Below are 25,855 nucleotides of genomic sequence, written 5' to 3' on the forward strand. Positions count from 1 at the left end.
GCCTAGCTGCCGTTCACCAGAGGCAGCCAGACGACCAGCGCGAGAAGCGTCGCCAGGAGCACTGGCGGCGTGATGACCAGCCCGACCTTCATGTACTGGCCCCAGGTGATGCGATGTCCCTTGGTGGCCAGGACATGCAGCCAGAGCAGCGTGGCGAGGCTGCCGATCGGGGTGAATTTCGGCCCGAGATCGTTGCCGATGACGTTGGCGTAGATCATCAGCTCCTGGGTCAGCGGCGCGACGTCCGCCCGGTCGATGGCCAGCGCCCCGACCAGCGTCGCCGGCATGTTGTTCATCACCGAGGCGAGGATGGCGGCGGCAAAGCCGCTGCCGACGGTCGCCACGAGATTGCCCTGCTGGCCGAGCCAGACCAGGAGGCCGGCGGCCAGATCCGTCAGGCCGGCATTGCCGAGGCCGTAGACCACCAGATACATGCCGACCGAGAACAGGACGATCTGCCAGGGCGCATTGCGCAGGACCCGGCCGATCGGCACCACCGCCGCGCCCTTGCCGATCCAGCGGCCGGCGATGGCCAGCAGCAGCAAGGCCGCGGCGCCGGTGACGAAGGCGATCGGCACGTCGAACGGGCCGGTGACGAAATAGGCGACCAGCAGGAGGCCGAGCAGCGGGAAGGCGGCGCGGAACACCAGCGGGTCGCGGATCGCCGAACGCGGCGCTTCCAGTTCCTCCACCGGATAGGCCGCCGGGATCGCCCGGCCGTAATAGACCCACAGCACCGCCAGCGTCGCCGCCAGCGCGACGAGGTCGACCGGCACCATGACCAGCGCGTAGCGGTTGAAGCTGATGTCGAAATAATTCGCCGAGACGATGTTCACGAGATTGGAGATGACCAGCGGCAGGCTGGTCGTGTCGGCGACGAAGCCGGTGGCGACGATGAAGGCCAGCGCCGCCTCGGGCCGGAAGTCGAGCCGCAGGAGGATCGCCAGCACGATCGGCGTCAGAAGCAGCGCCGCGCCGTCATTGGCGAAGAAGGCCGCGATCACCGCGCCGAGCAGCACGACGAGCGGGAACAGCCGCCGTCCGTTGCCGCCGCCCCAGCGCGCTACATGCAACGCCGCCCAGTGGAAGAAGCCCGCCTCGTCGAGGATCAGCGAGATGACGATCAGCCCGACAAAGGTGAAGGTCGCGTCCCAGACGATATCCCAGACGACGCCGAGATCGGTGAAATCGACCACCCCGACGGCCATTGCCACCGCCGCGCCGCCCAGCGCGCTCCAGCCGATGCCAAGGCCCTTCGGCTGCCAGATGACGAGGATCAGGGTGGCGAGGAAGATCGCGAAGGCGAGCATGGCAATGTCCGGGACGGGGAGGCAAGAAAGCTCAGATCGAGCGCTGGTTGACCCTGAGGGAGACGGCTTCCGCGCTCTCCACGCGCTCGGAATAGCGATCGGTCAGATAGTCCGACCGGCCGCGCACGAGATGGGTGAACTTCACCAGCTCCTCGCAGACATCGACGATGCGGTTGTAATAGGCGGACGGCTTCATCCGCCCGGCCTCGTCGAATTCGTTGAAGGCCTTGGCCACCGACGACTGGTTGGGGATGGTGACCATGCGCATCCAGCGGCCGAGAATGCGCATCTGGTTGACGGCGTTGAAGGATTGCGAGCCGCCGGACACCTGCATGACCGCCAGCGTCTTGCCCTGGGTCGGCCGCACGCCGCCGAGCGACAGCGGCAGCCAGTCGATCTGCGCCTTCATGATCGCCGTCATCGCGCCGTGGCGCTCCGGGCTGACCCAGACCATGCCCTCGGCCCACATGGTGAGATCGCGCAGCTCCTTCACCTTCGGATGGGAGGGCTCGGCACCGTCGGGCAGCGGCAGGTCGCGCGGATCGAAGGTCTTCACCTCGCAGCCGAACCAGCGCAGCAGCCGGCCTGCTTCCTCCGAGGCGAGGCGCGAATAGGAGCGTTCGCGGATCGAGCCGTAGAGGACCAGGATCCGCGGCGCATGGGCCGGACCGTCCGACCCGGCCAGCGCCGCGACATCGGGCCGTTCCAGCTGGTCGGCGGCGATGTTCGGCAGGTCGAACGGCGTTGCAGGCTCATCCGTCATGGTAGTGTTCGCTTCCTTCGATCACCACTTCGCCATCCTCCTTGGTGAACAGGCCGATCTCGGGATCCGGCAGGATCTCCAGCACGGTCTCCGACGGACGGCACAGCCGGGCGCCCTTGTCGGTCACCACGATCGGGCGGTTGATCAGGATCGGGTGCTGCATCATCGCGGCGAGGATCTCCTCGTCCGACAGCTTCGGATCATCGAGGCCGAGCTCGGCATAGGGCGTGCCCTTTTCGCGCAGCAGGTCGCGCGGCTTCATCTGCATCATGTTGAGAAGCTCGATCAGCGTCTCGCGGCTGGGCGGGTTCCTCAGATATTCGATGACCTGCGGCTCCTCGCCGGACTGGCGGATCATGGCGAGGGTGTTGCGCGAAGTGCCGCAGTCGGGGTTGTGATAGATCGTGACGGTCATGGGGCCTCTGCTGGCTGGGGAGCGGTCGCCGTCGTCCCCTCCAACCGGCCAATGGCACGGATCTCGGCGGTCAGGCTGCTGCGCTCGAGCGTTTCAATCGGCAACGCCGTGAAGACGGCGATGCGATTGCGCATGTAATGCAGCGCACGCAGAAAGGCAGCGCGCTGCCACATTCCGCCGCGTGTTTCCGCCGCCGGATCCTCGATGCCCCAATGCCCGGTCATCGGCTGGCCCGGCCAGACCGGGCAGGATTCGCCGGCCGCGTCGTCGCAGACGGTGAAGACGAAATCCATCTTCGGCGCGCCCGGCTCGGCGAACTCGTCCCAGGTCTTCGACCGCAGCCCCTCGGTCGGATAGCCATGCTCGGCCAGGAGCTCGAGGCTCATCGGGTGGACGTCGGGCCTGGGGAAGCTGCCCGCCGAAAAGGCGTTGAAGCGCCCGCCGCCCTCCTTGCGCAGGATGGCTTCGGCGAGGATCGAGCGGGCGGAATTGCCCGTACACAGGAACAGCACGTTGAACGGATCGGACCGGGTCATCGGCAGGCCTCCTCTGTCCCGCAGGCGGGCACCAGCGCGGCAAGATCGCCGCAAAGCTCGGGCCGGCCGCCGCAGCAATCCTCGGTGAGGAAGCCCAGCAGGCCGCGCATCTCGTCGTAGCGGACGGCATAGAGGATGCGCCGTCCGTCCCGCCGCGAGCCGATCAGCCCGCCGCGCTCGAGGGCGGCGAGATGAAAGCTCATCCGGGTGGGGGCCGCGCCGAGACGCTCCGCGATCACGCCGGAGGGCAGTCCCTCGGGGCCGGCCTGCACGAGGGCGCGGAAGGCGGCGAGGCGGTCGGCATGGGCAAGGGCGGCGAGCGCCGCGACGGCTCTGTCTTCATCCATGCTGCAATACTACAAGGATATTTGTAGTATGCAAGTGCGGCGATGCCGCCGCCCGGCGCGCGGTGCCCGTCACGGCGTCGTCCGGAGACGGCCGTTTGCGGCGGCAGTCCGGTCAGTCGCCGGGGTCGGGAATCTTCAGGAGCTGGCCGCAGGCCTTGCAGTGGACGGCGTCGGGGTCGTGGCGCTGCAGGCCGCAATTGGGGCAGGGGTAATCCACCTTGCGCGGCCGGAAGATCGCCTGCGCCAGCCGCACGAACAGCGAGATGCCGATGATCATGATGACCACCGAGGTCAGCTTGCCCCAGCTGCCCGGCAGGGTGATGTCGCCGTAGCCCGTCGTCGTCACCGAGGCGACGGTGAAATAGAGGGCGTCGAGATAGCCTTCGAGGCCGGAGCCCTTGCGGAAGAAGGTCGTGTAGACGAAGCCCGTCGCCAGGAAGAGGAAGGTGATCAGATTCACCACCGCGCGGGCGAGCTGTTCCCAGTCCTTGTGGCCCCAGCGCCGCAGCGGCCGCCACAGGACGCCGCTCTGGGAGATCGACCACAGGCGGACGATCCGCAGGAAGCCGAAATTGATGAAGGTGTAGGGAAACAGCAGCGTCGCCAGGATCACCAGGTCGAGCAGCACGAAGGGCTGGCGCAGCCATTTGAGCGGGTTGCGGGCGGCAAAGCACCGGGCGGCGACGTCGGCGGCCAGGATCGCGGCGACCGAGTAGTCGACGAAGAGGAAGGACGGGTCGTCGCGCAGGATCGGGCTGAAGACGAAGAAGGCGATGATCGCCATGTCGACGAGGAGCACCGCCATCTGGAAGCGCAGGGCGTTGCGGGTGTGGCCGTGATAGAGCCGGCGCAGGCGGACCCTGGCGCGGGCGATCCGGGTCTTGAGCCGGCGGCGGTGCCTGCCATGTGCAGGACGGGCGGATTGCAGCATTGCGGCCGATCGTTGGGTCCGGGAGGGCGCGTCGCGGATCGGCCGGAATGCCGCTCCGATGTCCGAGGTAGCGCGGCAGGCTTCAGGAGTACAGGCAATGAGCGACGACGTGGCGGCCCCGAGGATCGCGATCACCTATTGCACCCAGTGCCAGTGGCTGCTGCGGGCGGCCTGGATGGCGCAGGAGCTGCTCTCGACGTTCGGCCCGGATCTGGGCGAGGTGGCGCTGGTGCCGGGCACCGGCGGCGTCTTCGAGATCCGCTATGAGGGCGAGACGATCTGGGAGCGCAAGGCCGATGGCGGTTTTCCCGAGGCCAAGGTCCTGAAGCAGCGGGTGCGCGACCGGCTCGATCCGGCTCGCGACCTCGGCCACAACGACCGCTGACGCGGCGGGGCCGCTGCCGGCCCCGCGCAGGATGAAAGGCCCGGCCGGATCAATCGACGGCGACGGTCACCTTGCTCGGATCGAAGGCGACATGGCCGGCGATCTCGCCGACGCCGGCATGGGGCGTGTCATAGGCCCAGACCGCATCGTCGGCCGCCTGCGCCTCGGCGGTGATCGACCAGTAGCGGGCCTCGCCCTTGAACGGGCAGGTCGTGCGCCGGTCGCTCTCGCGCAGATAGGCCATCTCCACCCGGTCCTTCGGGATGTAGTAGACCGGGTCGTAGCCGGTCTCGTGCAGCACCAGAGCCTCATTGGTGGAGGCGAGGATCGCGCCATGGAAATTGACGATCACCGGGCCGGTTGCCGGCTCGATGCGAATCCGTTCGCGGGTGCGCTGTTCCATGTCTGTGGTCATCGGGCTTCTCCAATTGCAGTGATTGGCAAGGGAAAGGGGACCGTGGCCAAGCTGTTCCCCGGCTGCGGCGAAGCGTCCGGATCGCTGCCGTGCCGGGACGGGCGCCCGGCACGGAGTTTTGGCCGCGCCTAGAGCGCGAGTTGCAGATGTGGCCGGCCGTCCGAGGTCTTCTCGGCCGTTGCGCCGGTCGCATCCACGGTGACGGTCACCCGCCGCCGGAACGCCGAGAAACTGTCGAAGGAGACGACGTCCACCGGGGTGTCGAACTGGATCGAGGCCCGGTAGCGCCCGCTCTTGGACAGAGCGTGCAACGCGACGAGTTCGCCGGTGAAGTCGTGGCCGAGATAGCGGCCGGCCACCGTCGAGCCGATGGTGAGATCGGCGACGGAGCGACCGCGTGCGGCCAGCGCATTCAGCGTGTTCCAGTCGCGCACGCCATGCTGGCGCGCCACCAGTTCCAGGGCGGCGCTGTGGGTGAGGTCGTGGCCCGTGTCCGCCAGTCCGGCGCGCAGGCGCCTGGCCTGGGCCTTGTAGTCGGTGGCGGTCTGGGTGTGGGGCATGCCGGTCATCTGCTGAACCTTTCGAGGTCGTCGCATGCGGCGTCTTGAAGTCGGGGCTCGCGATTGCCGTCAGGCCGCATGCCAACACGATTGGCGTCACGGATGATCGGAAAGGGGATTCACCACGGCTTTCGCCCGCGAGCGGCAGGCTCCCTCGGCCCGCAGCACAGATGGAGGGTTGCGGTCGCAACGTCAAGCGCGGCGGTGTCGGCGGCATCGGCGGACCCGCCATGGTGGCGCGCGGCGGCCGGCGGCGTTACAGAAGCGGCAACGAAGGAAGAGGACGAAGCCATGCGCGCCCAGCCCAACGGATCCCATTACATCGACGGCGGCTATGTCGAGGACGAGAGCGGCGAGGCCTTCGCCAGCATCTATCCGGCCACCGGCGAGACCATCGCCGAACTGCATGCGGCCACCCCGGCCCTGATCGAGCGCGCCATTGCCGCGGCGCAGAAGGGGCAGGCCGTCTGGGCGGCAATGACCGGCGCCGAGCGCGGCCGCATCCTGCGCCGGGCCGCGGCGATCATGCGCGACCGCAACGAGGCGCTGTCGGAGCTGGAGACGCTGGACACCGGCAAGGCGCTGTCCGAGACGCTGGTGGCGGATGCCGCCTCGGGCGCCGACGCGCTGGAATATTTCGGCGCGCTGGCCGCCGACATCACCGGCGACTACATCGATCTCGGCGGCTCCTTCGCCTATACGCGCCGCGAACCGCTGGGCGTCTGCGCCGGCATCGGCGCCTGGAACTACCCGATCCAGATCGCATCCTGGAAGGCCGCGCCGGCGCTGGCCTGCGGCAATGCGATGATCTTCAAGCCCTCTGAAGTGACGCCGCTGACGGCGCTGAAACTCGCCGAGATCCTGTCCGAGGCGGGCCTGCCGGCCGGCGTCTTCAACGTCGTGCAGGGCATGGGCCCGGTCGGTGCGGCACTCGCCGGGCATCCGCAGATCGCCAAGGTGTCGGTCACCGGCTCGGTGCCGACCGGCGCGCGGGTGATGCAGGCGGCGTCGCAGACGACCAAGCACGTGACCCTGGAGCTCGGCGGCAAGTCGCCGATCGTGGTCTTCGCCGATGCCGATCTCGATGCGGCGGTTTCCGGCGCGATCCTCGGCAATTTCTACTCCACCGGCCAGATCTGCTCGAACGGCACCCGCGTCTTCGTCGAGCGCTCGGTGCGGGCCGCCTTCGTCGAGAAGCTGGTGGCGCGCACCAGGGCGATCACCCTCGGCGACCCGATGCGGGTGACCACCGATCTCGGCCCGCTGGTCTCGCGCGCCCAGTACGAGAAGGTGCTCTCCTATCTGGAGATCGGCCGGCAGGAAGGCGCGACGGTCGCCTGCGGCGGCGGCAGTGCGAAGGTCGACGGCTTTCCCGACGGCGTCTTCGTCGAGCCGACGGTCTTCACCGACGTGACCGACGACATGCGCATCGCCGGCGAGGAGATCTTCGGCCCGGTCATGTGCGTCCTCGATTTCGACGACGAGGAGGAGGCGATCGCCCGGGCCAATGCCAGCGAGTTCGGCTTGGCGGCGGGCGTCTACACCCGCGACATCCAGCGCGGCCACCGGGTCGTGGCGAAGCTGCAGGCCGGCACCTGCTGGATCAACGCCTACAATCTGACCCCAGTGGAAATGCCCTTCGGCGGCTTCAAGCGCTCCGGCATCGGGCGAGAGAACGGACGGGCGGCGCTGGAGCACTACAGCCAGGTCAAGTCCGTCTATGTCGAGATGGGCACCAGCGAAGCGCCCTACTGACGTGGTGGGGGCCGGTCACGGGACCGTCAGGGTGCAGGCGTTGACTTTCGCCCGCCGCCATTGTTCGGCTGTCTGCATGTGCGGCGAAGCAGCGAGAACCCGGCCCTGATGGCGACAAGTGCGGAGGAAGGCCGGGCTGTGCTCGTGGAACGCCTGCGCGCCGTCGCCGCGGGCGACCGCGGGGCCCTGCAGGCCGTCTATGATCTGACATCGGCGAAGCTTTTCGGCATCTGCCTGCGTATCTTGGGGGACCGCGAGGAAGCCGAGGACGTGTTGCAGGATGTGTATCTGATCATATGGCGCAAGGCCGAGAGCTTCGATGCGGGGCGGGCGAGCCCGATCACCTGGCTGGCGACGATCGCCCGCAACCGGTCGATCGACCGGCTGCGCCAGGTCGGCCCCCGCCGCGCCGACCGGCCGGTGGACGCTGCGCTGGATCTTGCCGATGGCACGCCCGACGCCTTCGAGCTGCTGCATCGCGCGCAGGAGGGGCAGCAACTCGCCGTATGCCTGGACACGCTGGAGGAGCGCGCCCGCAGTGCGATCACCGCGGCCTTTTTCGGCGGCGCCACCTATGAAACGCTGGCCGGACATGCCGGGGTGCCGCTCGGCACCATGAAGAGCCTGATCCGGCGCGGACTGCAGAAACTGAAGGGATGCCTGTCGCAATGACCGCGGCGCAAGACCACGAACGGGACGATGCGGATCTGGCCGCCGAGTATGTGCTCGGCGTCCTGGATGGCGCGGAGCGTCGTGCGGTCGAGCGCCGGGCGGCGACGGATGCCGCCTTCGCGCAGGAGATCGATGCCTGGGCCGAGCGCCTCGGACCTTTGGCGCAGACGGTGCCGGCGGTGGTGCCGCCCGCCAGCGTCTGGTCCCGCATTGCCGGTGAGATCGACTGGACGACGCGCCGTGCCGCGACCCCGGCGGCGCCGCGCGGCCGCAGGGTGTCGCCGATCTGGCAATGGCTGGGGCTCGGCGGCATGGGGCTCGCCGTCACCAGCCTGGCCATGCTCATTCTGGTCGCCGGGCGCGACCTCGCCGCACCGCCCCAGGCGCCGGGCGGGACGCTGACCGCGACGCTCAGCGCCGATGACGGCACGCCGCTCCTGACGGTGGTGATCGATACCGGCACTGCCGAGGCGACGCTGATCCCCGTCGTCGCGGCGCAGGAGGCGGGCCGGGTGCCCGAGCTCTGGCTGGTGCCGCCGGCCGGCGGTGCGCCGCGCTCGCTCGGCCTGATCGACATGACTCATCCGCTGCGGCTGGTTCTCAGCGATCCCGAATATGGCGCCACCGATGCCGCGCTCGCGGTTTCCATGGAGCCCGAGGGTGGTTCACCCACCGGCCTGCCGACGGGACCCGTCGTCGCCTCCGGCCCGCTGCATTCGATCTGATCGCCTGACAGGAACGGAACAGGCCGGTCGACCTCGCGAGAGATCGACCGGCCTGTCTGCATGTGATCGGAAGCGTCGGACCGTTGGTTTCCCGGCTCAGTCAGTCGGTCCGGTGGCCGGGCACGCGAACGCGCCGGGCTATTGTTTCTCAGAACTCGTCCCAGCTGTCGGCGACCGGCTTCGGTGCCGCACCGCCGTCGATGGTCCGCAGCTGCGTGACGCCGCGCGACGGCGCCCCGTGGCGATGCGAGGCCTGAGGCGCCGGCGAACCGCGGCGGGCGCCGGCATTGCCGGCACTGGTGCTGAACTTGGCCATGGCATGGGCCAACTCGTCGGTCTCGTTGGCCAGCGTCTGGCTGGCCGCCGTCGCTTCCTCGACCATCGCGGCGTTCTGCTGGGTCACCTTGTCCATCTGGTCGGCGGCCCCCGAGACTTCCCGCAGGCTCGTCGCCTGTTCACGGGCGCTCGATGCAATGGTCGAGATCACTTCGGCCATGGCGCTGACCTCGGTGACGATCTCCTCCAGCGACTTGCCGGACGCGGTGACCAGCTCGACGCCGGTGCCGACCTGCTCGCGGGACGTGGCGATCAGCGTCTTGATCTCCTTGGCGGCTTCCGCCGAGCGCTGGGCGAGCCCGCGCACTTCCTGGGCGACGACCGCAAAGCCCTTGCCCGCCTCGCCGGCCCGTGCCGCCTCGACACCGGCATTCAGGGCAAGCAGGTTGGTCTGGAAGGCGATCTCGTCGATGACGGAAATGATCGAGTTGATCTTCTCGGACGACTGCTCGATCTGGCCCATGGCCGCGACCGCCTTGCCGACGACCTCGCCGCCCTTCTGCGCCTTCTCGCGGGCCCCCGACGCCACCTGCTGGGCCTTGCCGGCACCCTCGGCGGTCTCGTTGACCGCCTGGGTGACTTCGCCAAGGGCTGCAACAGTCTCTTCGAGGCTGGCCGCCTGCTGTTCGGTGCGATGCGCCAGATCGTTCGACGCGGTGTTGATCTCACCGAGACCGGTACGGATCGAGGCGATGGAGGTCACGACATGGCCGATGGCCTCTTCCAGCGAGGCGACGCTGGCGTTGAACTTGGCGCGGATCGGCTCGAACTCCTCGGCCACCCTGTCCTGCATGCGCACGGTCAGGTCGCCGGCCGACAGACGCTCGAAGCCCACCTCGACGACGCCGACAAAGGCCCGCAGATCCTCAGCCTTGGCGTTGTCGAGGGCCGCCTGACGCTTCTTGGCCTCTTCCTGGCTGATGCGGGTGGCCTCGGCTTCCTCCTCCAGACGCTCCTGGTCGATGGCGGTCTGCTTGAAGACCTGCACGGCGCGGGCCATCGCGCCGATCTCGTCGGCGCGTTCCTGGCCGTGGACCTCGACCGAATGGTCGCCGGTCGCCAGCGTGCCCATGGTCGCGGTCAGGCGCTGGATGGCGCCGCCGAGGGAACGGGCGAACAGCATGAAGCCGAGAAGCGACAGGAGCGACACGACCAGCGTGCCGACGATGGTGGACCAGAGCGCGGCGCTGCGGCCCGCGGCCATGGCGCTGACGTCGGAGGCGACTTCCAAGACGCCGATATTGGTGCCGGAATAGTTCGTCAGCGGGATCGCGGTGGCCGCATAGCTGACATTGCCGACATCGGCGATCTTCTCCACCGTGGTGCCGCCATAGACCGTCTGCACTTCCGACAGGTCGAGCAGGCCTTCCGACGCCATGGTCGAAGCCTGGGTGACGAAGCCCTCGTCGGTGAAGATCTTGACGGTGAGCGCGGCGTTGCGGCTCTCGGCAAGGCGCGCGAAATACTGCTCGGTCAGCTTGGTGCCGATATCGACGATACCGACGACGACGCCGTTGCGGATCACCGGAGCCGAGGCGAACATGCTGACGGCGGTGCGGCCCGGCTCGATGCCGGCCGTCATCTGGCCGCCGGCGATCGCCGCTTCCACCATCTTGCGCCGGCCGGCGAGCTTGTCGCCGAACTTGCCGGGCTCGTGGATGCGCGCCACGACGGTAGTATCGGCCTGGCTGAAGGTGATGAGCTGCATCGCGCCCTTTTCGACGATCTCTTCGTAATTGCCGCCGTAGCGCGCCAGCAGCGCATCGCGGTCGTTCGCCATCACGAGGTCGGCGACGCCGGGATCGGCAGCCAGCGCCAGCGCAAGGGCCGAGGCGGCGCGCTTCTGGGCCTCGATGTCGGCCATCACGAAGGACAGATCATTGGCCATCTCGGCATGGATATTGGCGTCGTTCATCACCGCCTGGCGATACCAGGCGAGGCCACCGATCATGCAGCTGGCAAACAGGACGGCGGCAAACCCGTAGGCGGTAATGCGGATCCAGAGCGGTCGTGCGACCTCGGCCTTGGTCTTCATCGTCTCGAACTTCTTTCGCGGGTCTGACGCCTGCCGGTAGTGTCGCGGCGTCGGGAAATGATCATCGGCACACAGGAATTTGATCAACAGCACTTAACAATGTGCGAACGCGCCGCGGTTGCTTTCGATTTGCCCGGAGCCTGACGCAAGGTTGGCGCGGCGGGCGCTGTTCGCGGTCTTTGTAAGCCGGTCGATCAGCCATGGCGCGGGGTCGGCCGATGCGGTAACGCTGCCCCGATGAGCAAGCTCTTTTCCGTCATCTTCCTGCTTTTGATGATCGCCCATCTGATCCGGCCCTTCGGCGTGCCGGGGCTGCGCAAGCGCGGCGATTTCTGGAAGCTGGCGCTTCTGGGCATCTTCGCCTTCATGGCGACGGTGCTGATCCGGCCGCAATAGTCGCGCCGCGCCGGCAGACCCCCGGCAGACAAACGCGGCCGTCCCCACACGCCACCTTGACGGATGCCTCGGCGCGGTCGCAACGTCGCGCATGTATCGCGACGAAGGGGGTGGACCTTGCCGGACGATCAGCCGCTCAGCCTGCATGTGCCCGAGCCCGAGGTCCGGCCCGGCGGAACCCCCGATTTCAGCGGCGTGAAGATCGCCCGGGCCGGCACGGTGCGCCGCCCGCCGGTCGACGTCGATCCGGCCGAGATCCGCGATCTCGCCTATTCGATCATCCGCGTCCTCAACCGCTCCGGCGAGGCGGTGGGCGAATGGGCCGGCACGCTGAGCGACGAGGAGGTCCTGGCCGGGCTGAAGACGATGATGCGGGTGCGCGCCTTCGACCGCCGCATGCTGATGGCCCAGCGCCAGGGCAAGACCTCGTTCTACATGCAGTGCCTCGGCGAGGAGGCGATCGCCTGCGCCTTCCGCAAGGCGCTCGGCCCCGGCGACATGAACTTTCCGACCTATCGCCAGCAGGGGCTGCTGATCGCCGACGATTATCCGCTCGTCGACATGATGTGCCAGATCTATTCCAACCGCCGCGACCCGCTGAAGGGCCGCCAGCTGCCGATCATGTATTCGTCGAAGGAACACGGCTTCTTCTCGATCTCGGGCAATCTGGCGACCCAGTTCGTGCAAGGCGTCGGCTGGGCGATGGCCTCGGCGATCAAGGGCGATCACCGCATCGCCGCGGCCTGGATCGGCGACGGCTCGACGGCTGAGAGCGACTTCCACTCGGCCATGGTCTTCGCCTCGACCTACAAGGCGCCGGTGGTCCTCAATATCGTCAACAACCAATGGGCCATCTCGACCTATCAGGGCATTGCCCGCGGCGGCTCGGGCACCTTTGCGGCCCGCGGTCTCGGTTTCGGCATTCCCTCGCTGCGGGTCGACGGCAACGACTATCTGGCCGTCCACGCGGCGTCCAAATGGGCCGTCGAGCGGGCCCGCCGCAATCTCGGCCCGACGCTGATCGAATGGGTCACCTATCGCGCCGCCGCCCATTCCACCTCGGACGATCCCTCCGCCTATCGTCCCAAGGAGGAGAGCGACGCCTGGCCGCTTGGCGATCCGGTGAAGCGGCTGAAGAATCATCTGATCCTAAAAGAGGTCTGGAGCGAGGAGCGCCACGTCCAGGCCGAGGCCGAGATCGACGCCGAGATCCTCGCCGCCCAGCGCGAGGCCGAGACCCACGGCACGCTCCACACCGGTCCGCGGCCCTCGGTGCGCGACATGTTCGAGGGCGTCTACGAGGAGATGCCGCCGCATCTGCGCCGCCAGCGCCAGCAGGCGGGGTACTGACGATGCGCACGGCAGGGCGGAACGGCCGGGCAGGCCCCGGCGGCGAACGCAGGAAAGGTTGCTGACGCCATGGCGCGCATGACCATGATCGAGGCGATCCGCGACGCCCATGCGGTGAAGATGGCGGAGGACGACAATGTCGTCGTCTTCGGCGAGGACGTCGGCTATTTCGGCGGCGTCTTCCGCTGCACCGCCGGGCTGCAGGAGCGCTTCGGCAAGAACCGCTGCTTCGACGCGCCGATCAACGAGAGCGGCATCGTCGGCACCGCCATCGGCATGGCCGCCTATGGCTTGCGGCCGGTCGTGGAGATGCAGTTCGCCGATTACGTCTATCCGGCCTACGACCAGATCGTCTCGGAGGCGGCGCGGCTGCGCTATCGCTCGGCCAGCGACTTCACCGCGCCGATGGTGGTGCGCATGCCGACCGGCGGCGGCATCTTCGGCGGCCAGACCCACTCCCAGTCGCCCGAGGCGCTGTTCACCCATGTCGCCGGCCTGAAGACGGTGGTGCCGTCCAACCCCTACGACGCCAAGGGCCTGCTGATCGCCGCCATCGAGGACAACGACCCGGTGATCTTCCTGGAGCCCAAGCGGCTCTATAACGGCCCCTTCGACGGCCATCACGACCGGCCGGTGACGCCCTGGTCGAAGCACCCGCTGGGCGAGGTGCCGGAGGGCCGCTACACCGTGCCGCTCGGCAAGGGCGTGGTGCGCCGCGAGGGCGCCGGGGTCACCGTTCTGGCCTATGGGACCATGGTGCATGTCGCCATCGCGGCGGCCGAAATGGTCGGCGTCGATGCCGAGATCCTCGACCTGCGCACCCTCGTGCCCCTCGATCTCGACCTGATCCGGCAATCGGTGGAAAAGACCGGCCGCTGCGTCGTCGTCCACGAGGCGACGCTGACCTCGGGCTTCGGCGCCGAGCTCTGCGCCCTCGTCGAGGAGAATTGCTTCTATCACCTCGAGGCGCCGATCCTCAGGGTCGCCGGCTGGGACACGCCCTATCCGCACGCCCAGGAATGGGACTATTTTCCCGGTCCGGCGCGGGTCGGGGCGGCCCTCAGACAGGTCATGGAGGGCTGATCATGGGCACCTACACGATCAAGCTGCCGGATGTGGGCGAGGGCGTCGCCGAGGCCGAGCTCGTCGAATGGCACGTGAAGATCGGCGATGTGGTGCGCGAGGACGCGGTCCTTGCCGCCGTGATGACCGACAAGGCGACGGTCGACATTCCCTCGCCGGTGGACGGCACCGTCGCCTGGATGGGCGGCGAGATCGGCGAGACGCTGGCCGTCGGATCGCCGCTGGTGAAGCTCACCGTCGACGGGGAGGGCGGCACCAACGAGCCCGATGAGAACCCCGACGAATTGGTCGCGACAAGCGAGGACGCGCCGCGTTCGCCCTCGGCCGAACGGGCGCCCGGACCGGCCGACCGCAAGGCCGCGACCAGCGACGACGATGCCGCCAAAGCGAACGAAGTGTCCGCAGATAAGCCGGCAAAGCCGTTGAGTAGCGGTTCCTCTGGCGCATCGCCGGCTACCCCGGCCCGGCCGAAGGCGCAACGACCCGCGTCCGCCTCGCCGGCGCGCAAGCCGGGCGAGCGTCCGCTGGCCTCGCCGGCGGTGCGGCGCCGGGCCATGGAGGCCGGAATCGATCTGCGCCGGGTCGCCGGCAGCGGTCCGGCGGGCCGGATCGGCCAGGACGATCTCGATGCCTATCTCGACGGTGGCGCCGCCGAGCCGTCCGCGGGCGGCGGACTGCAGGCCGACAGTTCGGTCACCGAGATCAAGGTGGTCGGCCTCAGGCGGCGCATCGCCGAGAAGATGGCGCTGGCCAAGAGCCGCATCGCCCACATCACCTATGTCGAGGAGATCGACGTCGAGGCGCTGGAGGATCTGCGCGCCGCGATGAACCGCGACCGCCGCGACGACCGGCCGAAACTGACGCTTCTGCCCTTCCTGATGCGGGCCATGGTCATCGCCATCCGCGAGCAGCCGGCGCTGAACGCGCTCTATGACGACGAGGCCAACATCCTGCACCAGCATGGCGGCGTGCATATCGGCATCGCGGCCCAGACCGGCGCCGGGCTGGTCGTGCCGGTGGTCCGCCATGCCGAGGCGCGCGACCTGTGGAACTGCGCCGGCGAACTGGGCCGGCTCGGCGAGGCGGCGAAGTCCGGCACCGCCAAGCGCGAGGAACTGTCCGGCTCGACCATCACCATCACCTCCCTCGGGGCCATGGGCGGCATCGTCACGACTCCGGTGATCAACCATCCGGAAGTCGCCATCGTCGGCGTCAACAAGATCGAAATCCGTCCGGTCTGGGACGGCACCCGCTTCGTGCCGCGCCGGCGCATGAATCTCTCCTCCAGCTTCGACCACCGGGTGATCGACGGCTGGGACGCCGCCCGCTTCGTCCAGCGCATCAAGGCACTTCTGGAAACCCCCGCGATGATCTTCGTCGAGGAGCGGCCATGACCGACATTTCCTGCCAGCTCCTGGTGATCGGCGCCGGCCCCGGCGGCTATGTCGCCGCCATCCGCGCCGGCCAGCTCGGCCTCGACACGGTGATCGTCGACGACCGCAAGCCCGGCGGCACCTGCCTGAATATCGGCTGCATCCCGTCCAAGGCGCTGATCCATGCCGCCGACGAATATTTCCTGCTGCGCGAGGCGGCCCGTGGCGTCGCGATCCCCGGCATCACGGCCGCCGAGCCGGGCCTCGACTGGGGCGAGATCGTCGACTGGAAGGACGGCATCGTCAACCGCCTGAACAACGGCGTCACCGGCCTCCTGAAGCGGGCCAAGGTGAAGCTCGTTTCCGGCCGCGCCCGCTTTCTCGACGGCAAGACGGTCGAGGTGACGGGCGAGACGGGCACCCAGCGGATCGCCGCCGAGAATGTCGTCATCGCCACCGGCTCGGTGCCGGTCGAACTGCCCTCGCTGCCTTTCGGCGGCAAGGTGATCTCCTCGGCCGAGGCGCTGAGTCTCGCCGCGCCGCCGGAGCGTCTGGTGGTGGTCGGCGGCGGCTATATCGGCGTCGAACTCGGCACCGCCTTCGCCAAGGCCGGCTCGACTGTGACCATCGTCGAGGCGACGGCGCAGATCCTGCCGCTCTACGATGCCGAGCTCGTCCGGCCGGTGCGGGCGCGGCTCGAGGCGCTCGGCGTCGAGATCCTGACCGAGGCGAAAGCCATGGGGCTGGCCGGCGAGGGGGGCGACCTCCTCGTGGAAGGTGCCGATGGCAGCGAGCGCCGGCTTGCCGCCGACCGGGTGCTCGTCACGGTCGGGCGCAGGCCGCTCACCGACGGCTGGGGCCGCGAGGAACTGGTGCTGGAGATGGACGGGCCCTTCCTGCGGGTCGACGAACAGCGCCGCACCGCCATGCGCGGCGTCTATGCCATCGGCGATGTCTGCGGCGAGCCGATGCTGGCCCACAAGGCGATGGCCGAGGGCGAGATGGTCGCCGAGATCGTCGCCGGCGCGCGGCTCGCCTGGGACAAGCGCGCCATCCCGGCGATTTGCTTCACCGATCCGGAGATCGTCACCGTCGGCCTGTCGCCGGAAGAGGCGAAGCGGCAGGGCCATGAGACCAAGATCGGGCTCTTCCCCTTCCAGGCCAATGGCCGGGCGATGACCCTTGCCCGCGACGACGGCTTCGTGCGGGTGGTGGCGCGGGCCGACAATCACCTGGTGCTCGGCATTCAGGCCGTCGGCGCCGGTATCTCCGAATTGTCGGCCGCCTTTGCGCTGGCGCTGGAGATGGGCGCCTGCCTCGAAGACATCGCCGGGACAATTCACGCCCATCCGACCCAAGGGGAAGGATTTCAGGAGGCCGCCTTCAAGGCGCTGGGCCACGCCATCCACATCTGAGCGGGGCCGGGCGGGCCGGCTCTGCGTGCCGCTGTTTGATACCGGGTGCCGGCTGGTGTAGAGACCCGCCTTCGGGACGATAGCAGGCAAGGCCGGACATCATGGATCGCATTCGCATTCGCGGCGGCAACGAGCTCAACGGGACGATACCCATCTCGGGCGCCAAGAACGCGGCGTTGCCGCTGATGATCGCGTCGCTGCTCACCGACGACACGCTGACGCTGGAAAACGTGCCGCATCTCGCCGATGTCGAGCAGCTGATCCGCATTCTCGGCAATCACGGCGTCGATTATTCGGTGATCGGCAAGCGCTTCCGGCAGCAGCCGGGTCTCGGCCGCACCATCCATTTCGACGCGCGCAACATCGTCGACACCACCGCGCCCTACGAACTCGTCTCCAAGATGCGGGCAAGCTTCTGGGTCATCGGCCCGCTTCTGGCGCGCATGCACAAGGCCAAGGTCTCGCTGCCGGGCGGCTGCGCCATCGGCACACGGCCGGTCGACCTGTTCATCGACGGCCTGCGGGCGCTCGGCGCCACCATCGACATCGATGCCGGCTATGCCGTGGCCGAGGCCAAGGGCGGCCTTGTCGGCGCGCGCTATGTCTTCCCGAAGGTCTCGGTCGGCGCGACCCACGTCCTGTTGATGGCCGCGACGCTCGCCAAGGGTCAGACGGTTCTGGAAAACGCCGCGCGCGAGCCGGAAGTCGTCGACCTCGCCACCTGCCTCTCGGCCATGGGCGCCAGGATCGAGGGCGCCGGCACCGGCACCATCACCATCGAGGGCGTGCCGGCCCTGTCGGGCGCCCGCCACCGGGTGCTGCCGGACCGCATCGAGACCGGCACCTATGCCATGGCCGTGGCGATGACCGGCGGCGACGTGACCCTGACCGGCACCAATGCCCAGCTCCTGCAGACCGCGCTCGGCAGCCTGAAGGGCGCCGGCGTCACCGTCGATCCGGTTGAGGACGGCATCCGGGTCTATCGCAATGGCGGCGGCATCGCGCCGGTCGACGTCGTCACCGACCCCTATCCGGGCTTCCCGACCGATCTGCAGGCGCAGATGATGGCGCTGATGACCCGCGCCGAGGGCACCTCGCACATCACCGAGACGATCTTCGAGAACCGCTTCATGCATGTGCAGGAACTGGTCCGGCTCGGCGCCCGGATCACCTTGTCCGGGCAGGTCGCGACGATCGAGGGCGTCAACCGCCTCGTCGGCGCACCGGTCATGGCGACAGATCTGCGCGCCTCCGTGTCGCTGGTGATCGCCGGCCTCGTCGCCGAGGGCGAGACGACGATCAACCGCGTCTATCATCTGGATCGCGGCTTCGAGCGGCTGGAAGAAAAGCTGAGCGCCTGCGGCGCCGACATCGAACGCGTCTCGGCCGGTTGAGGATCGGGGGCCGGGCGAGGGTCGATCCGACGCCGTCGGCGGTCCCCTTGGCGGCCGTCCTCGACCGGCGCATATTGCTTTTTTTCGCGTTTGCCCCGATCTAAGGCACCGATCCCCATTCCGTCGCCGCGTCAGTGCGGCGGTTCGTCTCGTCGCGAAGCCTGACGCTTCGCGCCCTCACACACGATCAAGGCACGACATCATATGGCAAAAGAAGAAGTTCTCGAGTTTCCGGGCACGGTGACAGAGCTGTTACCCAACGCGACGTTCCGGATCAAACTCGAGAACGAGCACGAGATCATCGCCCATACGGCGGGCCGTATGCGCAAGAACCGCATTCGCGTCCTGACCGGCGACAAGGTGCTCGTCGAGATGACGCCCTACGACCTGACCAAGGGTCGCATCACCTACCGCTTCAAGTAAGTCGGCAAGGGCATGAGTACCAAAGCGGCGCGCCCCGTGCTCGTTCTCGCCTCGGGTTCGCCCCGGCGGCTGGAGCTGCTTGCGCAGGCCGGTATCGAGCCGGACCGCCTGCTGCCGGCCGATATGGACGAGTCGCCGCTGCGCAACGAGCATCCGCGTTCGCTGGCCAAGCGCCTGGCCAAGGCGAAGGCCGAACTGGCCGTGCGCGCCCTGCGCGAGCTCGACGTGCCCGGTCCGCGCTTCGTCCTGGCGGCCGACACGGTGGTGTCGGTGGGCCGGCAGATCATGCCCAAGGCCGAACTGGCCGACGACGCGATCGCCAATCTGCGCACGCTGTCGGGACGCACGCACCGCGTCTATACCGGCGTTGCGCTGGTCGGCCCGAGCGGCTCGCTGCGCCAGCGCCTGATCGAGACGCGCGTCCGCTTCAAGCGGCTGTCGCGCGAGGACATCGATTGCTACATCGCCTCGGATGAATGGCGCGGCAAGGCCGGTGGCTATGCCATCCAGGGTCTGGCCGGCAGCTTCGTGGTGCGCCTGATCGGCTCCTACACCAGCGTCGTCGGCCTGCCGCTCTACGAGACGCTCGCGCTGCTCGCCGGCGAAGGCTACGACATCCACAACCGGTGGAAGGCCGCAGCGGGCCAGACGGAAACGGCATGAACGCGATCGGTGCGAAGGTGACGCCGCTTCGTCCCAAGCGGCAATGCCCCGAATGCGGCAATCCGTCTGATCGGGCGAGCTATCCGTTCTGCTCGCCGCGCTGCAAGGCGATCGACCTCAATCGCTGGCTGAGCGGCAGCTACGTGATCCCAGGGACCGAGGAAGAGCCCTCGGCGCCGGATACCGGCGAAGAGAACTGACGGCGGCGCGCGTCGCCGTGACGATGGCCGAAGCCGGACGGAACGGGCCGGCGATCCCTAGTCCTTGACCGATCCCACCAGCACGGCATTGCCGTCCTCGACGCGGTTCCAGCGGCCGGGATCGGCAACGCTCTGGCGCTTCAGGAAGCGGTAGGGCGTGTCCCGCCAGGCCACGACCCGGCGATCGAGATTGTCGAGGATGAACTCGCCGCGCTGGGTCCTGAGCGTCAGGATGGCGTGGCCTTCGCCATCGCGCTTGCGCACGACGGTGAGGAGCAGATTGCCCAGATCGATCCCCGTGCGCTCGTGCAGGATCTTGCGCTTCAACAGGGCGTAGTCCTCGCAGTCGCCCTCGTTGCTCTCCGGGGGATAGGTCCAGCGCTCTTCGACACCGTAGAGCTCGTGATCCGACTTGGCGGTGATGCGGCGGTTGATCTCGGCATTGGTCTCGGCCACGGCGCTGATCAGCTCGGGGGTCAGCTTGACCGGCTCGACGGTCTGGCCGGCCACACGGTCGCTGGCGGGTCGGCATTCGTCGGGATGGGTATGGCAGAACAGCCGGTGTCCGACCGGCGGCGTCGTGGTGACCCCGACCACCATGAACGGCCCGCGTGCTTCCGCCATGACCGATCCGGTCTGTACTGTCAGGCAAAGCAGTATCGTGGCGCCAATTGCGCGTATAGACCCCATCCGTACCCCGCTCGGACGAACAACCCTCTCTGGTCTTGATGGTGTTGGGGATGCGGAAAACTGTCAACGCGACCGGCGTTGCTGCGGCGCATCATTTTCCAGCCACGCACAAGCTGCGGCCGGTTTCCGCATGGAAACGACAGCACGAACAGGCATTTGGGTGCGACCCGTAGCAGGCTAATCGACGGAAACCATGGGAGTTTCTCGATCCGGCCGCTGGCTTTGTGACAAATTCACAACAGCCGGGAGGCGAACGCCTTCGCGGGTGCAGAATCGGTGGAACCTTTACGCGCCGTCGCGGAATGCGGTCACGAGATCGGACACCGCGCGGCCGATCAGCGCCAGATCCTGCGGCCGGGACAGGCGGTGATCGCCGTCCTTGACCAGCGTCATGATCGTTCCGGAGAAGGGTAGGTGGGTGACCAGCTCCATCGCATGGGAGAACGGCACGTCCTTGTCGGCCATGCCCTGGATGATGGTCACCGGGCAGCCCGTCTCGATCAGGTCGGTCATCACGAGATTGTCCCGGCCGTCCTCGAACAGGGCGCGGGTGTAGAGGTCGGGCTCGGGTGAATAGTCGGACGGCTTGGTCAGCACACCGTCGCGCGCCAGCGCCTCGCGCTGGGCGGCGTCGAGCTTCGGCATCATCAGCTTCTCGGTGAAGTCGGGGGCCGGGGCCAGCAGCAGCAACCCGGCGATCCGTTTGCGGTCGCCGGCCGCTCGCGCCATCTGCGTCAGCCGCAGGGCGACCCATGCCCCCATGGACGAGCCGACGAGGATGGCCGGCCCGTCGACCGCGGCGTCGATCACCGCCTTCGCGTCCTCGACCCAGCGGCTGATCGTGCCGTCCTCGAAGCGACCGCCGGATTCGCCATGGCCGGAATAGTCGAGCCGGCAGAAGCCGAGACCCTCGCGCTGCGCCAGTTCGGCGAGATACTCTGCCTTCGTGCCGCGCATGTCGGAACGGTAGCCGCCGAGCCAGACGAGGGTGGGCCCCGCGCCGGCCTGGGTGCGGTAGGCGATGCGCCGCGCGTCCGTGCCGACGGTCAGGGTCCGGGGCGTGTCGGCAGAGGGTTCGGCGCGCATGAAGATGATCCGTTCTGGTGACTCTACGGCGCCCGACGCGCCCGTTTGGGGCCCCCGGCGCATTTTCTCGACCCGCGGGGCGTGCCAATTGGCCCCGCCGATGCTATATACGCCCCACTGAAGGACCCGCATCGTGGGTGATCGTTGATCGGTTCCGCCGTTCGTTCGAGGAACCCGATCCGACGCCGCGTGTTGTCCCAGAGCCGTCTTGCGTCGTCAACAACAGGAGTCAACGACCATTCGCAGACCATTCCGTGCACCACCGACCCAGAACACGGGACCGCGTTCCAACAAGGATATTCGCGTTCCTCAGGTCCAGTTGATCGACGCCGACGGTGAAAACCGCGGCCCGACCGCGACCTCTGAAGCGCTTGCCATGGCTGAGGAAGCCGGCCTCGATCTCGTCGAGATCGTGCCGACGGCCAACCCGCCTGTCTGCAAGATTCTCGACCTGGGCAAGCTGAAATACGAGACCCAGAAGAAGTCGGCCGAGGCGCGCAGGCGCCAGAAGACCATCGAGGTCAAAGAGATCAAGATGCGGCCGAACATCGACGAGCACGATTACGAGACCAAGATGAAGTCGGTCCGCCGCTTCTTCGACGAGGGCGACAAGGTGAAGGTCACCCTGCGCTTCCGGGGTCGCGAAATGGCGCACCAGGAACTGGGCATGCGTCTGCTCAACCGGGTTCGCGAAGAGACCGGCGAGATCGCCAAGGTCGAGGCCGAGCCCAAGCTCGAAGGCCGGCAGATGATGATGGTTCTCGCCCCGCGCGGCTGAGATCGATCGTCGATCGGTAGACATGCAGAAAGCCGGCATCCCTCGGGGGAGCCGGCTTTTTCTTTGCGCCGTCAGGAATCCGGCCCGTATGTCGTCGACGCGTGCCGTGCGCCTCAGCCGCCACAGCAGCCGGCGCTCAGATCGTGCTGGCTCTTGCCGATGACGGCGATCAGCCGGTCGAGACGGCTTGGCGGCGGTGCCCCGCACGGTTCGAGCCCGTTGCCGTGGCCGCAGGGCAGAAGCGTAATCGGCAATGGCGCGCCGTGGCGCAGGCCGTGAAGGCCGAGGGCCTCGCTGTCGCTGTCGCCGCCGACGACGCGTTCGACCGCGCGGTAGAGCTGGCGTCGATCCCGCATTGTCGCGGGGCGCAGGGTATCGGTGTCACCGGGCGGCACGAAGAAGCGGCGCGTCGAGATCATGTCCTCCGCGGCCGTGTTGGCGGCAAGGATGGTGCGGCGGTCGGACAGGAGCGCGATCCCGAAGGGCAGCGGGTCCCAGCTTGCCTCGATCGTCTCCCGGTCCGGCTCGTCCGGGGTGCCGAGGCAGTGGGACACCAGGAAGGTGCGCCGCAGATCGTCGGCATTGCGGCGCAGCAGCGTGTGGATGGCCGTCGCATTGCGTTCTGTCGGGGTGTCGGGGCTTTCGACGAGGAGGAGCCAGGTCCATGGCGCGCCGTGGTGGAGGACCAGTCCGGTCGCCCATGGGACCTGTGATCGGGGCATTCCGAAAGGTTCGATCTGGCGGCTGTCGAACACCGCGCCCGCAATGAGTTTCGGCGTGCCGGGAGGCGGGCCGGTTTCACCAAAGCGGAAGACGGCCTGTTGCCCGCCGAACGGCAGGGCGAGTTCGAGGCGCTCGGTGCATTGGGTCGCCACCCGAAGGAGCGTCGTCCGCGCGCCGGCGAACATCGCGTCGATGGCCTGTGTGACCCCGGCCCAGTTTTCCCGGCTGAAAGCGGCACATGGGAGTTGTTTGCGCAGCGTGTCGATACCGTGCGGAAACCGTATGAGGGTCATTGCCGTCCATTTCCATGCCCACCGGATGATTCCATCGTGTCCGGGATCTGGCAAGTAACTCAGTGAGGAAATAGCCGGAGTCAAGAATATTCCGTAGGGAGAGGCGGGCGGCCCGCCGGCTGTCCCGGTCGGTTGCGGGGCGGATCCGGGGCTGTGGGGAACCCCGTTGCGGCGTCTTGCGCGGCGACGTGGATTTGCCTATAAGCGCGACGTTCAGATGCGAACCGGCCGGCAGGGCATGCCGTGGCGGTTCTCAATGCTGTCGCGACATCGTCACAGAGGCGACCCGGCAATCGGGAGTTCCGATTGCCCGCGGATTGTCGCGATCCTCACCAAGGAGAGCAAAATGCCCAAGATGAAGACCAAGGCCAGCGCCAAGAAGCGCTTCCGGATGACGGCCAATGGCCGCGTCAAGGCAGGCGCCGCCGGCAAGCGCCACGGCATGATCAAACGCTCCAACGACTTCCTGCGCGATGCGCGCGGCACGATGATCCTGTCCAAGCCCGACGAGCGGATCGTCAAGATCTACATGCCCTACAACCGCTAAGCGGCCCGGGCTTTTTAGAGAATTCAGGAGTTTAGATCATGGCACGAGTGAAACGGGGCGTTACGTCCCACGCCAAGCACAAGAAGATTCTGAAGCAGGCCGCCGGTTTCTACGGTCGCCGCAAGAACACTATCCGCGCCGCCAAGGCCGCCGTCGACCGGTCGAAGCAGTATGCGACCCGCGATCGCCGGGTGAAGAAGCGGAATTTCCGCGCCTTGTGGATCCAGCGCATCAACGCCGCCGTCCGCGAGCATGGCATGACCTATGGCCGCTTCATCGACGGCCTGAACAAGGCCGGCATCGAGGTCGACCGCAAGGTCCTGTCCGACATCGCCATCCACGAGCCCGAGGCATTCGGTGCGCTGTGCGAGCAGGCCAAGTCGGCGCTTGCCTATCTCAAGGAAAGCGAATTTGACGGTGCCTACGAGCGCGCCGTTGGCGAGACGCGCGCGGCCTGAGGCCAGCGCAACTCTTGACGCTTACGGGCCCGCGCCGCACTGCCGCGCGGGCCTTTTCATGTCGGCGGGTCCGATCGGGCCGCGGTCCGGGCGCGTGTCGCGCGGGGACCTTCGGCGCACGGTCGTCCGGCTTTCGCAAGCAGTATGGGAGCAACGGATGAGCGATCTTCAGGCACTGGAAGCCCATCTCTCCGAACAGGTCGCGGCCGCCGCCGACGAGGCGCAGCTCGAGGCGATCCGCGTCGCCGAGCTCGGCAAGAAGGGCCGCATCTCCGAGCTCCTGAAGGGTCTCGGCAAGATGAGCCCCGACGAGCGCCGCGTCGAAGGCCCGAAGCTGAACGGCCTGCGCGATCGCGCCCAGGCGCTGATCAACGCCCGCCGCGAGGAACTCGCCGACGCCGCGATCGCCGTGCGCCTCGCCGCCGAGCGGGTCGACGTGACCCTGCCGGTGCGCCCCAGCCCCGCCGCCCGCGGCCGCATTCACCCGATCAGCCAGGTCATCGACGAGATCACCGCGATCTTCGCCGATATGGGCTTTGCCATCGCCGAAGGGCCGGACATCGAGACCGACCACTACAATTTTACGGCGCTGAACTTTCCCGAGGGCCATCCGGCCCGCGAGATGCACGACACCTTCTTCCTGAAGCCGGACGCCGCTGGCGAGCGCAAGGTGCTGCGCACCCACACCTCGCCGGTGCAGATCCGCACCATGGAAACGACGAAGCCGCCGCTGCGCATCGTCATTCCCGGCCGCACCTACCGGCAGGATTCCGACGCGACCCATTCGCCGATGTTCCACCAGGTCGAGGGTCTCGTCATCGACAAGACCGCCAATGTGGCGAACATGAAATGGGTGCTGGAGGAGTTCTGCAAGGCGTTCTTCGAGGTGCCGTCGCTGAACATGCGGTTCCGGCCGTCCTACTTCCCCTTCACCGAGCCGAGCCTCGAGGTCGACATCCAGTGCGACCGGTCGAACCCGGGCGAGGTGCGCTTCGGCGAGGGCTCGGACTGGATGGAGATCCTGGGCTGCGGCATGGTGCATCCGAACGTGCTGCGCCATGGCGGGCTCGACCCGGACGAGTATCAGGGCTTTGCCTGGGGCATGGGTATCGACCGCATCGCCATGCTGAAATACGGCATGCCGGATCTGCGCGCCTTCTTCGATTCCGACGTGCGCTGGCTGGAGCATTACGGCTTCCGCCCGCTCGACATGCCGACCCTGTTCGGCGGCCTATCGACGTGACATTGATGACCGCCGCCGTGTCCTTTTCGGACCTGCGGCGCGTCGTTCCGAGTTGACTGTCCACCCGCAAGCAGGAGCCTTCGCCATGTCGGCACGCATGACCGTCCTCGAAGTGATTGCCGTCGTGGCCGGCGCGGTCATCGGCCTTCTGGCGCTCGATTTCGCCAGCTGGCTGTTTGCCGACACCAGCTTCTTCGCGCTGCTGGCCTCGCCCGGCCGCATCGTCGTGGCGCTGGTGACGGTCGGCCTTTTCGCCTTCTACTACCGCTCCATGTCCCAGACCCCGGCGGCGCTGGCCTCGTTCTTCACCGGCGTCGGCCTGCCGGCGATCCTCGACCGCTTCGGCTTCGATTCGCTGCTGCCCTGGGGCACGCTGCTCGTCCTCTACGTCGTCTTTGCCATCGTCGCCCTGCTGACCTATCGCTTCGTCCATGCCACGGCGCTGGCGCAGGGCGTCGCCGACGACATCGCCGGGCCGAAGCGGCGCGACGATTTCTGAGCCCCGTGGCCGGAGCGCCCGCGGGCGCCCCGGCGAAGACACGCGCGCCGCGGCCC

The 25,855-nt window shown here is 67.9% G+C and carries 30 protein-coding genes; 18 read left to right on the forward strand and 12 right to left on the reverse strand.

The window, feature by feature from the left end; genetic code table 11:
* Window positions 1-2 precede the first annotated feature (2 nt).
* The 6 genes from H536_RS0105760 to H536_RS0105785 form a co-directional block, all read right to left on the reverse strand.
* Window positions 3-1,310, reverse strand: coding sequence for an arsenic transporter (locus H536_RS0105760; RefSeq protein WP_024349562.1), 1,308 nt, complete (start codon window positions 1,308-1,310; stop codon window positions 3-5).
* A 31-nt stretch (window positions 1,311-1,341) separates the two neighbouring features.
* Entirely contained in the window at window positions 1,342-2,073 is a 732-nt protein-coding gene (gene arsH / locus H536_RS0105765; protein ID WP_024349563.1) for an arsenical resistance protein ArsH, read from the reverse strand.
* Complete coding sequence (gene arsC, locus H536_RS0105770) at window positions 2,063-2,488, reverse strand: arsenate reductase (glutaredoxin) (protein WP_024349564.1); 426 nt, start codon at window positions 2,486-2,488, stop codon at window positions 2,063-2,065. Before arsC ends, arsH begins: the two co-directional genes overlap by 11 nt.
* Window positions 2,485-3,024 carry an arsenate reductase ArsC gene (locus H536_RS0105775; RefSeq protein WP_024349565.1) on the reverse strand — a complete coding sequence of 180 codons (540 nt, stop codon included), beginning with the start codon at window positions 3,022-3,024 and terminating at the stop codon, window positions 2,485-2,487. Before H536_RS0105775 ends, arsC begins: the two co-directional genes overlap by 4 nt.
* Window positions 3,021-3,371, reverse strand: coding sequence for an ArsR/SmtB family transcription factor (locus H536_RS0105780; RefSeq protein ID WP_009210981.1), 351 nt, complete (start codon window positions 3,369-3,371; stop codon window positions 3,021-3,023). The genes H536_RS0105775 and H536_RS0105780 overlap by 4 nt, the downstream gene beginning before the upstream one ends.
* Before the next feature lie 112 nt (window positions 3,372-3,483).
* Window positions 3,484-4,302: a potassium channel family protein gene (locus H536_RS0105785; RefSeq protein ID WP_024349566.1), complete on the reverse strand. Its 819-nt coding sequence runs from the start codon at window positions 4,300-4,302 to the stop codon at window positions 3,484-3,486.
* 97 nt (window positions 4,303-4,399) lie between these two features.
* Here H536_RS0105785 and H536_RS0105790 point away from each other — a divergent pair, with 97 nt between their 5' ends.
* Window positions 4,400-4,687, forward strand: a complete 288-nt coding sequence (locus H536_RS0105790; RefSeq protein WP_024349567.1) for an Rdx family protein — start codon at window positions 4,400-4,402, stop codon at window positions 4,685-4,687.
* Between the two features lie 49 nt (window positions 4,688-4,736).
* Here H536_RS0105790 and H536_RS0105795 read toward each other — a convergent pair whose 3' ends face one another.
* The gene (locus H536_RS0105795; protein ID WP_051141521.1) at window positions 4,737-5,102 is read right to left on the reverse strand and encodes a DUF427 domain-containing protein; all 366 of its coding nucleotides are present in this window, start codon (window positions 5,100-5,102) and stop codon (window positions 4,737-4,739) included.
* A 128-nt stretch (window positions 5,103-5,230) separates the two neighbouring features.
* Window positions 5,231-5,662, reverse strand: coding sequence for a glyoxalase superfamily protein (locus H536_RS0105800; protein ID WP_024349569.1), 432 nt, complete (start codon window positions 5,660-5,662; stop codon window positions 5,231-5,233).
* Window positions 5,663-5,953: 291 nt separating this feature from the next.
* Here H536_RS0105800 and betB point away from each other — a divergent pair, with 291 nt between their 5' ends.
* The 3 genes from betB (at window position 5,954) to H536_RS0105815 (ending at window position 8,814) form a co-directional block, all read left to right on the forward strand.
* On the forward strand, window positions 5,954-7,417 hold the full coding sequence (gene betB / locus H536_RS0105805; protein ID WP_024349570.1) for a betaine-aldehyde dehydrogenase: 1,464 nt from the start codon (window positions 5,954-5,956) through the stop codon (window positions 7,415-7,417).
* A gap of 144 nt (window positions 7,418-7,561) precedes the next feature.
* The gene (locus tag H536_RS0105810) at window positions 7,562-8,089 is read left to right on the forward strand and encodes a sigma-70 family RNA polymerase sigma factor (RefSeq protein ID WP_244495365.1); all 528 of its coding nucleotides are present in this window, start codon (window positions 7,562-7,564) and stop codon (window positions 8,087-8,089) included.
* Window positions 8,086-8,814 carry an anti-sigma factor gene (locus tag H536_RS0105815; RefSeq protein WP_024349572.1) on the forward strand — a complete coding sequence of 243 codons (729 nt, stop codon included), beginning with the start codon at window positions 8,086-8,088 and terminating at the stop codon, window positions 8,812-8,814. The genes H536_RS0105810 and H536_RS0105815 overlap by 4 nt, the downstream gene beginning before the upstream one ends.
* A gap of 148 nt (window positions 8,815-8,962) precedes the next feature.
* On the opposite strand, the gene H536_RS0105820 is transcribed toward H536_RS0105815, so the two are convergent.
* The gene (locus tag H536_RS0105820) at window positions 8,963-11,185 is read right to left on the reverse strand and encodes a methyl-accepting chemotaxis protein (RefSeq protein ID WP_029702810.1); all 2,223 of its coding nucleotides are present in this window, start codon (window positions 11,183-11,185) and stop codon (window positions 8,963-8,965) included.
* Between the two features lie 237 nt (window positions 11,186-11,422).
* Between H536_RS0105820 and H536_RS24895 the strand changes: the two genes are divergently transcribed.
* From H536_RS24895 to yacG, 9 genes are all read left to right on the forward strand, one after another.
* The gene (locus H536_RS24895) at window positions 11,423-11,581 is read left to right on the forward strand and encodes a hypothetical protein (protein ID WP_169513616.1); all 159 of its coding nucleotides are present in this window, start codon (window positions 11,423-11,425) and stop codon (window positions 11,579-11,581) included.
* Window positions 11,582-11,644: 63 nt separating this feature from the next.
* Window positions 11,645-12,931, forward strand: coding sequence for a 3-methyl-2-oxobutanoate dehydrogenase (2-methylpropanoyl-transferring) subunit alpha (locus H536_RS0105830; RefSeq protein WP_373279268.1), 1,287 nt, complete (start codon window positions 11,645-11,647; stop codon window positions 12,929-12,931).
* A 69-nt stretch (window positions 12,932-13,000) separates the two neighbouring features.
* Window positions 13,001-14,014 carry an alpha-ketoacid dehydrogenase subunit beta gene (locus H536_RS0105835; protein WP_024349575.1) on the forward strand — a complete coding sequence of 338 codons (1,014 nt, stop codon included), beginning with the start codon at window positions 13,001-13,003 and terminating at the stop codon, window positions 14,012-14,014.
* 2 nt (window positions 14,015-14,016) lie between these two features.
* Window positions 14,017-15,408, forward strand: a complete 1,392-nt coding sequence (locus H536_RS0105840) for a dihydrolipoamide acetyltransferase family protein (RefSeq protein WP_024349576.1) — start codon at window positions 14,017-14,019, stop codon at window positions 15,406-15,408.
* Window positions 15,405-16,802 (forward strand): dihydrolipoyl dehydrogenase, encoded by a 1,398-nt coding sequence (lpdA, locus tag H536_RS0105845; RefSeq protein WP_024349577.1) that lies wholly within the window; start codon window positions 15,405-15,407, stop codon window positions 16,800-16,802. The genes H536_RS0105840 and lpdA overlap by 4 nt, the downstream gene beginning before the upstream one ends.
* 101 nt (window positions 16,803-16,903) lie before the next feature.
* Window positions 16,904-18,196 carry a UDP-N-acetylglucosamine 1-carboxyvinyltransferase gene (gene murA, locus H536_RS0105850; RefSeq protein WP_024349578.1) on the forward strand — a complete coding sequence of 431 codons (1,293 nt, stop codon included), beginning with the start codon at window positions 16,904-16,906 and terminating at the stop codon, window positions 18,194-18,196.
* A 204-nt stretch (window positions 18,197-18,400) separates the two neighbouring features.
* Window positions 18,401-18,619: a translation initiation factor IF-1 gene (gene infA, locus H536_RS0105860; RefSeq protein WP_024349579.1), complete on the forward strand. Its 219-nt coding sequence runs from the start codon at window positions 18,401-18,403 to the stop codon at window positions 18,617-18,619.
* A 12-nt stretch (window positions 18,620-18,631) separates the two neighbouring features.
* Window positions 18,632-19,282 (forward strand): Maf-like protein, encoded by a 651-nt coding sequence (locus tag H536_RS0105865; protein WP_029702811.1) that lies wholly within the window; start codon window positions 18,632-18,634, stop codon window positions 19,280-19,282.
* A complete protein-coding gene (gene yacG, locus H536_RS0105870; RefSeq protein WP_024349581.1) occupies window positions 19,279-19,482 on the forward strand; it encodes a DNA gyrase inhibitor YacG in 204 nt (67 codons plus the stop codon). The genes H536_RS0105865 and yacG overlap by 4 nt, the downstream gene beginning before the upstream one ends.
* Window positions 19,483-19,539: 57 nt before the next feature.
* Here yacG and H536_RS0105875 read toward each other — a convergent pair whose 3' ends face one another.
* On the reverse strand, window positions 19,540-20,106 hold the full coding sequence (locus H536_RS0105875; RefSeq protein ID WP_244495366.1) for a transglutaminase-like cysteine peptidase: 567 nt from the start codon (window positions 20,104-20,106) through the stop codon (window positions 19,540-19,542).
* A gap of 351 nt (window positions 20,107-20,457) precedes the next feature.
* Complete coding sequence (locus H536_RS0105880; RefSeq protein ID WP_024349583.1) at window positions 20,458-21,258, reverse strand: alpha/beta fold hydrolase; 801 nt, start codon at window positions 21,256-21,258, stop codon at window positions 20,458-20,460.
* A 238-nt stretch (window positions 21,259-21,496) separates the two neighbouring features.
* On the opposite strand from H536_RS0105880, the gene infC reads away from it, so the two are divergent.
* Window positions 21,497-22,036, forward strand: coding sequence for a translation initiation factor IF-3 (gene infC, locus H536_RS0105885; protein WP_024349584.1), 540 nt, complete (start codon window positions 21,497-21,499; stop codon window positions 22,034-22,036).
* Between the two features lie 113 nt (window positions 22,037-22,149).
* On the opposite strand, the gene H536_RS0105890 is transcribed toward infC, so the two are convergent.
* Window positions 22,150-23,136, reverse strand: a complete 987-nt coding sequence (locus H536_RS0105890; protein ID WP_155898401.1) for a hypothetical protein — start codon at window positions 23,134-23,136, stop codon at window positions 22,150-22,152.
* 262 nt (window positions 23,137-23,398) lie between these two features.
* Here H536_RS0105890 and rpmI point away from each other — a divergent pair, with 262 nt between their 5' ends.
* The 4 genes from rpmI (at window position 23,399) to H536_RS0105910 (ending at window position 25,799) form a co-directional block, all read left to right on the forward strand.
* On the forward strand, window positions 23,399-23,599 hold the full coding sequence (gene rpmI, locus H536_RS0105895) for a 50S ribosomal protein L35 (protein ID WP_009210962.1): 201 nt from the start codon (window positions 23,399-23,401) through the stop codon (window positions 23,597-23,599).
* A gap of 38 nt (window positions 23,600-23,637) precedes the next feature.
* Window positions 23,638-24,057 (forward strand): 50S ribosomal protein L20, encoded by a 420-nt coding sequence (rplT, locus tag H536_RS0105900; protein WP_009210961.1) that lies wholly within the window; start codon window positions 23,638-23,640, stop codon window positions 24,055-24,057.
* Window positions 24,058-24,214: 157 nt separating this feature from the next.
* The gene (pheS, locus tag H536_RS0105905; RefSeq protein WP_024349586.1) at window positions 24,215-25,300 is read left to right on the forward strand and encodes a phenylalanine--tRNA ligase subunit alpha; all 1,086 of its coding nucleotides are present in this window, start codon (window positions 24,215-24,217) and stop codon (window positions 25,298-25,300) included.
* Between the two features lie 85 nt (window positions 25,301-25,385).
* Window positions 25,386-25,799 carry a hypothetical protein gene (locus H536_RS0105910; RefSeq protein WP_024349587.1) on the forward strand — a complete coding sequence of 138 codons (414 nt, stop codon included), beginning with the start codon at window positions 25,386-25,388 and terminating at the stop codon, window positions 25,797-25,799.
* Window positions 25,800-25,855 lie beyond the last annotated feature (56 nt).

The sequence above is a fragment of the Aurantimonas coralicida DSM 14790 genome (genome assembly GCF_000421645.1).
Lineage (GTDB): Bacteria > Pseudomonadota > Alphaproteobacteria > Rhizobiales > Rhizobiaceae > Aurantimonas > Aurantimonas coralicida.

Excerpts from the sequence above, each read along its gene's own strand:
- H536_RS0105840 (WP_024349576.1), top strand. The coding sequence starts at position 14,017 with ATGGGCACCTACACGATCAAGCTGCCGGATGTGGGCGAGGGCGTCGCC.
- arsH (WP_024349563.1), bottom strand. The coding sequence starts at position 2,073 with ATGACGGATGAGCCTGCAACGCCGTTCGACCTGCCGAACATCGCCGCC.
- H536_RS0105820 (WP_029702810.1), bottom strand. The coding sequence starts at position 11,185 with ATGAAGACCAAGGCCGAGGTCGCACGACCGCTCTGGATCCGCATTACC.
- rplT (WP_009210961.1), top strand. The coding sequence starts at position 23,638 with ATGGCACGAGTGAAACGGGGCGTTACGTCCCACGCCAAGCACAAGAAG.
- H536_RS0105790 (WP_024349567.1), top strand. The coding sequence starts at position 4,400 with ATGAGCGACGACGTGGCGGCCCCGAGGATCGCGATCACCTATTGCACC.
- H536_RS0105815 (WP_024349572.1), top strand. The coding sequence starts at position 8,086 with ATGACCGCGGCGCAAGACCACGAACGGGACGATGCGGATCTGGCCGCC.
- H536_RS0105910 (WP_024349587.1), top strand. The coding sequence starts at position 25,386 with ATGTCGGCACGCATGACCGTCCTCGAAGTGATTGCCGTCGTGGCCGGC.
- arsC (WP_024349564.1), bottom strand. The coding sequence starts at position 2,488 with ATGACCGTCACGATCTATCACAACCCCGACTGCGGCACTTCGCGCAAC.
- H536_RS0105780 (WP_009210981.1), bottom strand. The coding sequence starts at position 3,371 with ATGGATGAAGACAGAGCCGTCGCGGCGCTCGCCGCCCTTGCCCATGCC.
- H536_RS0105835 (WP_024349575.1), top strand. The coding sequence starts at position 13,001 with ATGGCGCGCATGACCATGATCGAGGCGATCCGCGACGCCCATGCGGTG.
- H536_RS0105830 (WP_373279268.1), top strand. The coding sequence starts at position 11,645 with ATGCCTCGGCGCGGTCGCAACGTCGCGCATGTATCGCGACGAAGGGGG.
- H536_RS0105865 (WP_029702811.1), top strand. The coding sequence starts at position 18,632 with ATGAGTACCAAAGCGGCGCGCCCCGTGCTCGTTCTCGCCTCGGGTTCG.
- murA (WP_024349578.1), top strand. The coding sequence starts at position 16,904 with ATGGATCGCATTCGCATTCGCGGCGGCAACGAGCTCAACGGGACGATA.
- betB (WP_024349570.1), top strand. The coding sequence starts at position 5,954 with ATGCGCGCCCAGCCCAACGGATCCCATTACATCGACGGCGGCTATGTC.
- H536_RS0105775 (WP_024349565.1), bottom strand. The coding sequence starts at position 3,024 with ATGACCCGGTCCGATCCGTTCAACGTGCTGTTCCTGTGTACGGGCAAT.
- H536_RS24895 (WP_169513616.1), top strand. The coding sequence starts at position 11,423 with ATGAGCAAGCTCTTTTCCGTCATCTTCCTGCTTTTGATGATCGCCCAT.
- infA (WP_024349579.1), top strand. The coding sequence starts at position 18,401 with ATGGCAAAAGAAGAAGTTCTCGAGTTTCCGGGCACGGTGACAGAGCTG.
- H536_RS0105795 (WP_051141521.1), bottom strand. The coding sequence starts at position 5,102 with ATGACCACAGACATGGAACAGCGCACCCGCGAACGGATTCGCATCGAG.
- H536_RS0105785 (WP_024349566.1), bottom strand. The coding sequence starts at position 4,302 with ATGCTGCAATCCGCCCGTCCTGCACATGGCAGGCACCGCCGCCGGCTC.
- lpdA (WP_024349577.1), top strand. The coding sequence starts at position 15,405 with ATGACCGACATTTCCTGCCAGCTCCTGGTGATCGGCGCCGGCCCCGGC.
- H536_RS0105800 (WP_024349569.1), bottom strand. The coding sequence starts at position 5,662 with ATGCCCCACACCCAGACCGCCACCGACTACAAGGCCCAGGCCAGGCGC.
- yacG (WP_024349581.1), top strand. The coding sequence starts at position 19,279 with ATGAACGCGATCGGTGCGAAGGTGACGCCGCTTCGTCCCAAGCGGCAA.
- H536_RS0105875 (WP_244495366.1), bottom strand. The coding sequence starts at position 20,106 with ATGGCGGAAGCACGCGGGCCGTTCATGGTGGTCGGGGTCACCACGACG.
- rpmI (WP_009210962.1), top strand. The coding sequence starts at position 23,399 with ATGCCCAAGATGAAGACCAAGGCCAGCGCCAAGAAGCGCTTCCGGATG.
- pheS (WP_024349586.1), top strand. The coding sequence starts at position 24,215 with ATGAGCGATCTTCAGGCACTGGAAGCCCATCTCTCCGAACAGGTCGCG.
- H536_RS0105760 (WP_024349562.1), bottom strand. The coding sequence starts at position 1,310 with ATGCTCGCCTTCGCGATCTTCCTCGCCACCCTGATCCTCGTCATCTGG.
- H536_RS0105880 (WP_024349583.1), bottom strand. The coding sequence starts at position 21,258 with ATGCGCGCCGAACCCTCTGCCGACACGCCCCGGACCCTGACCGTCGGC.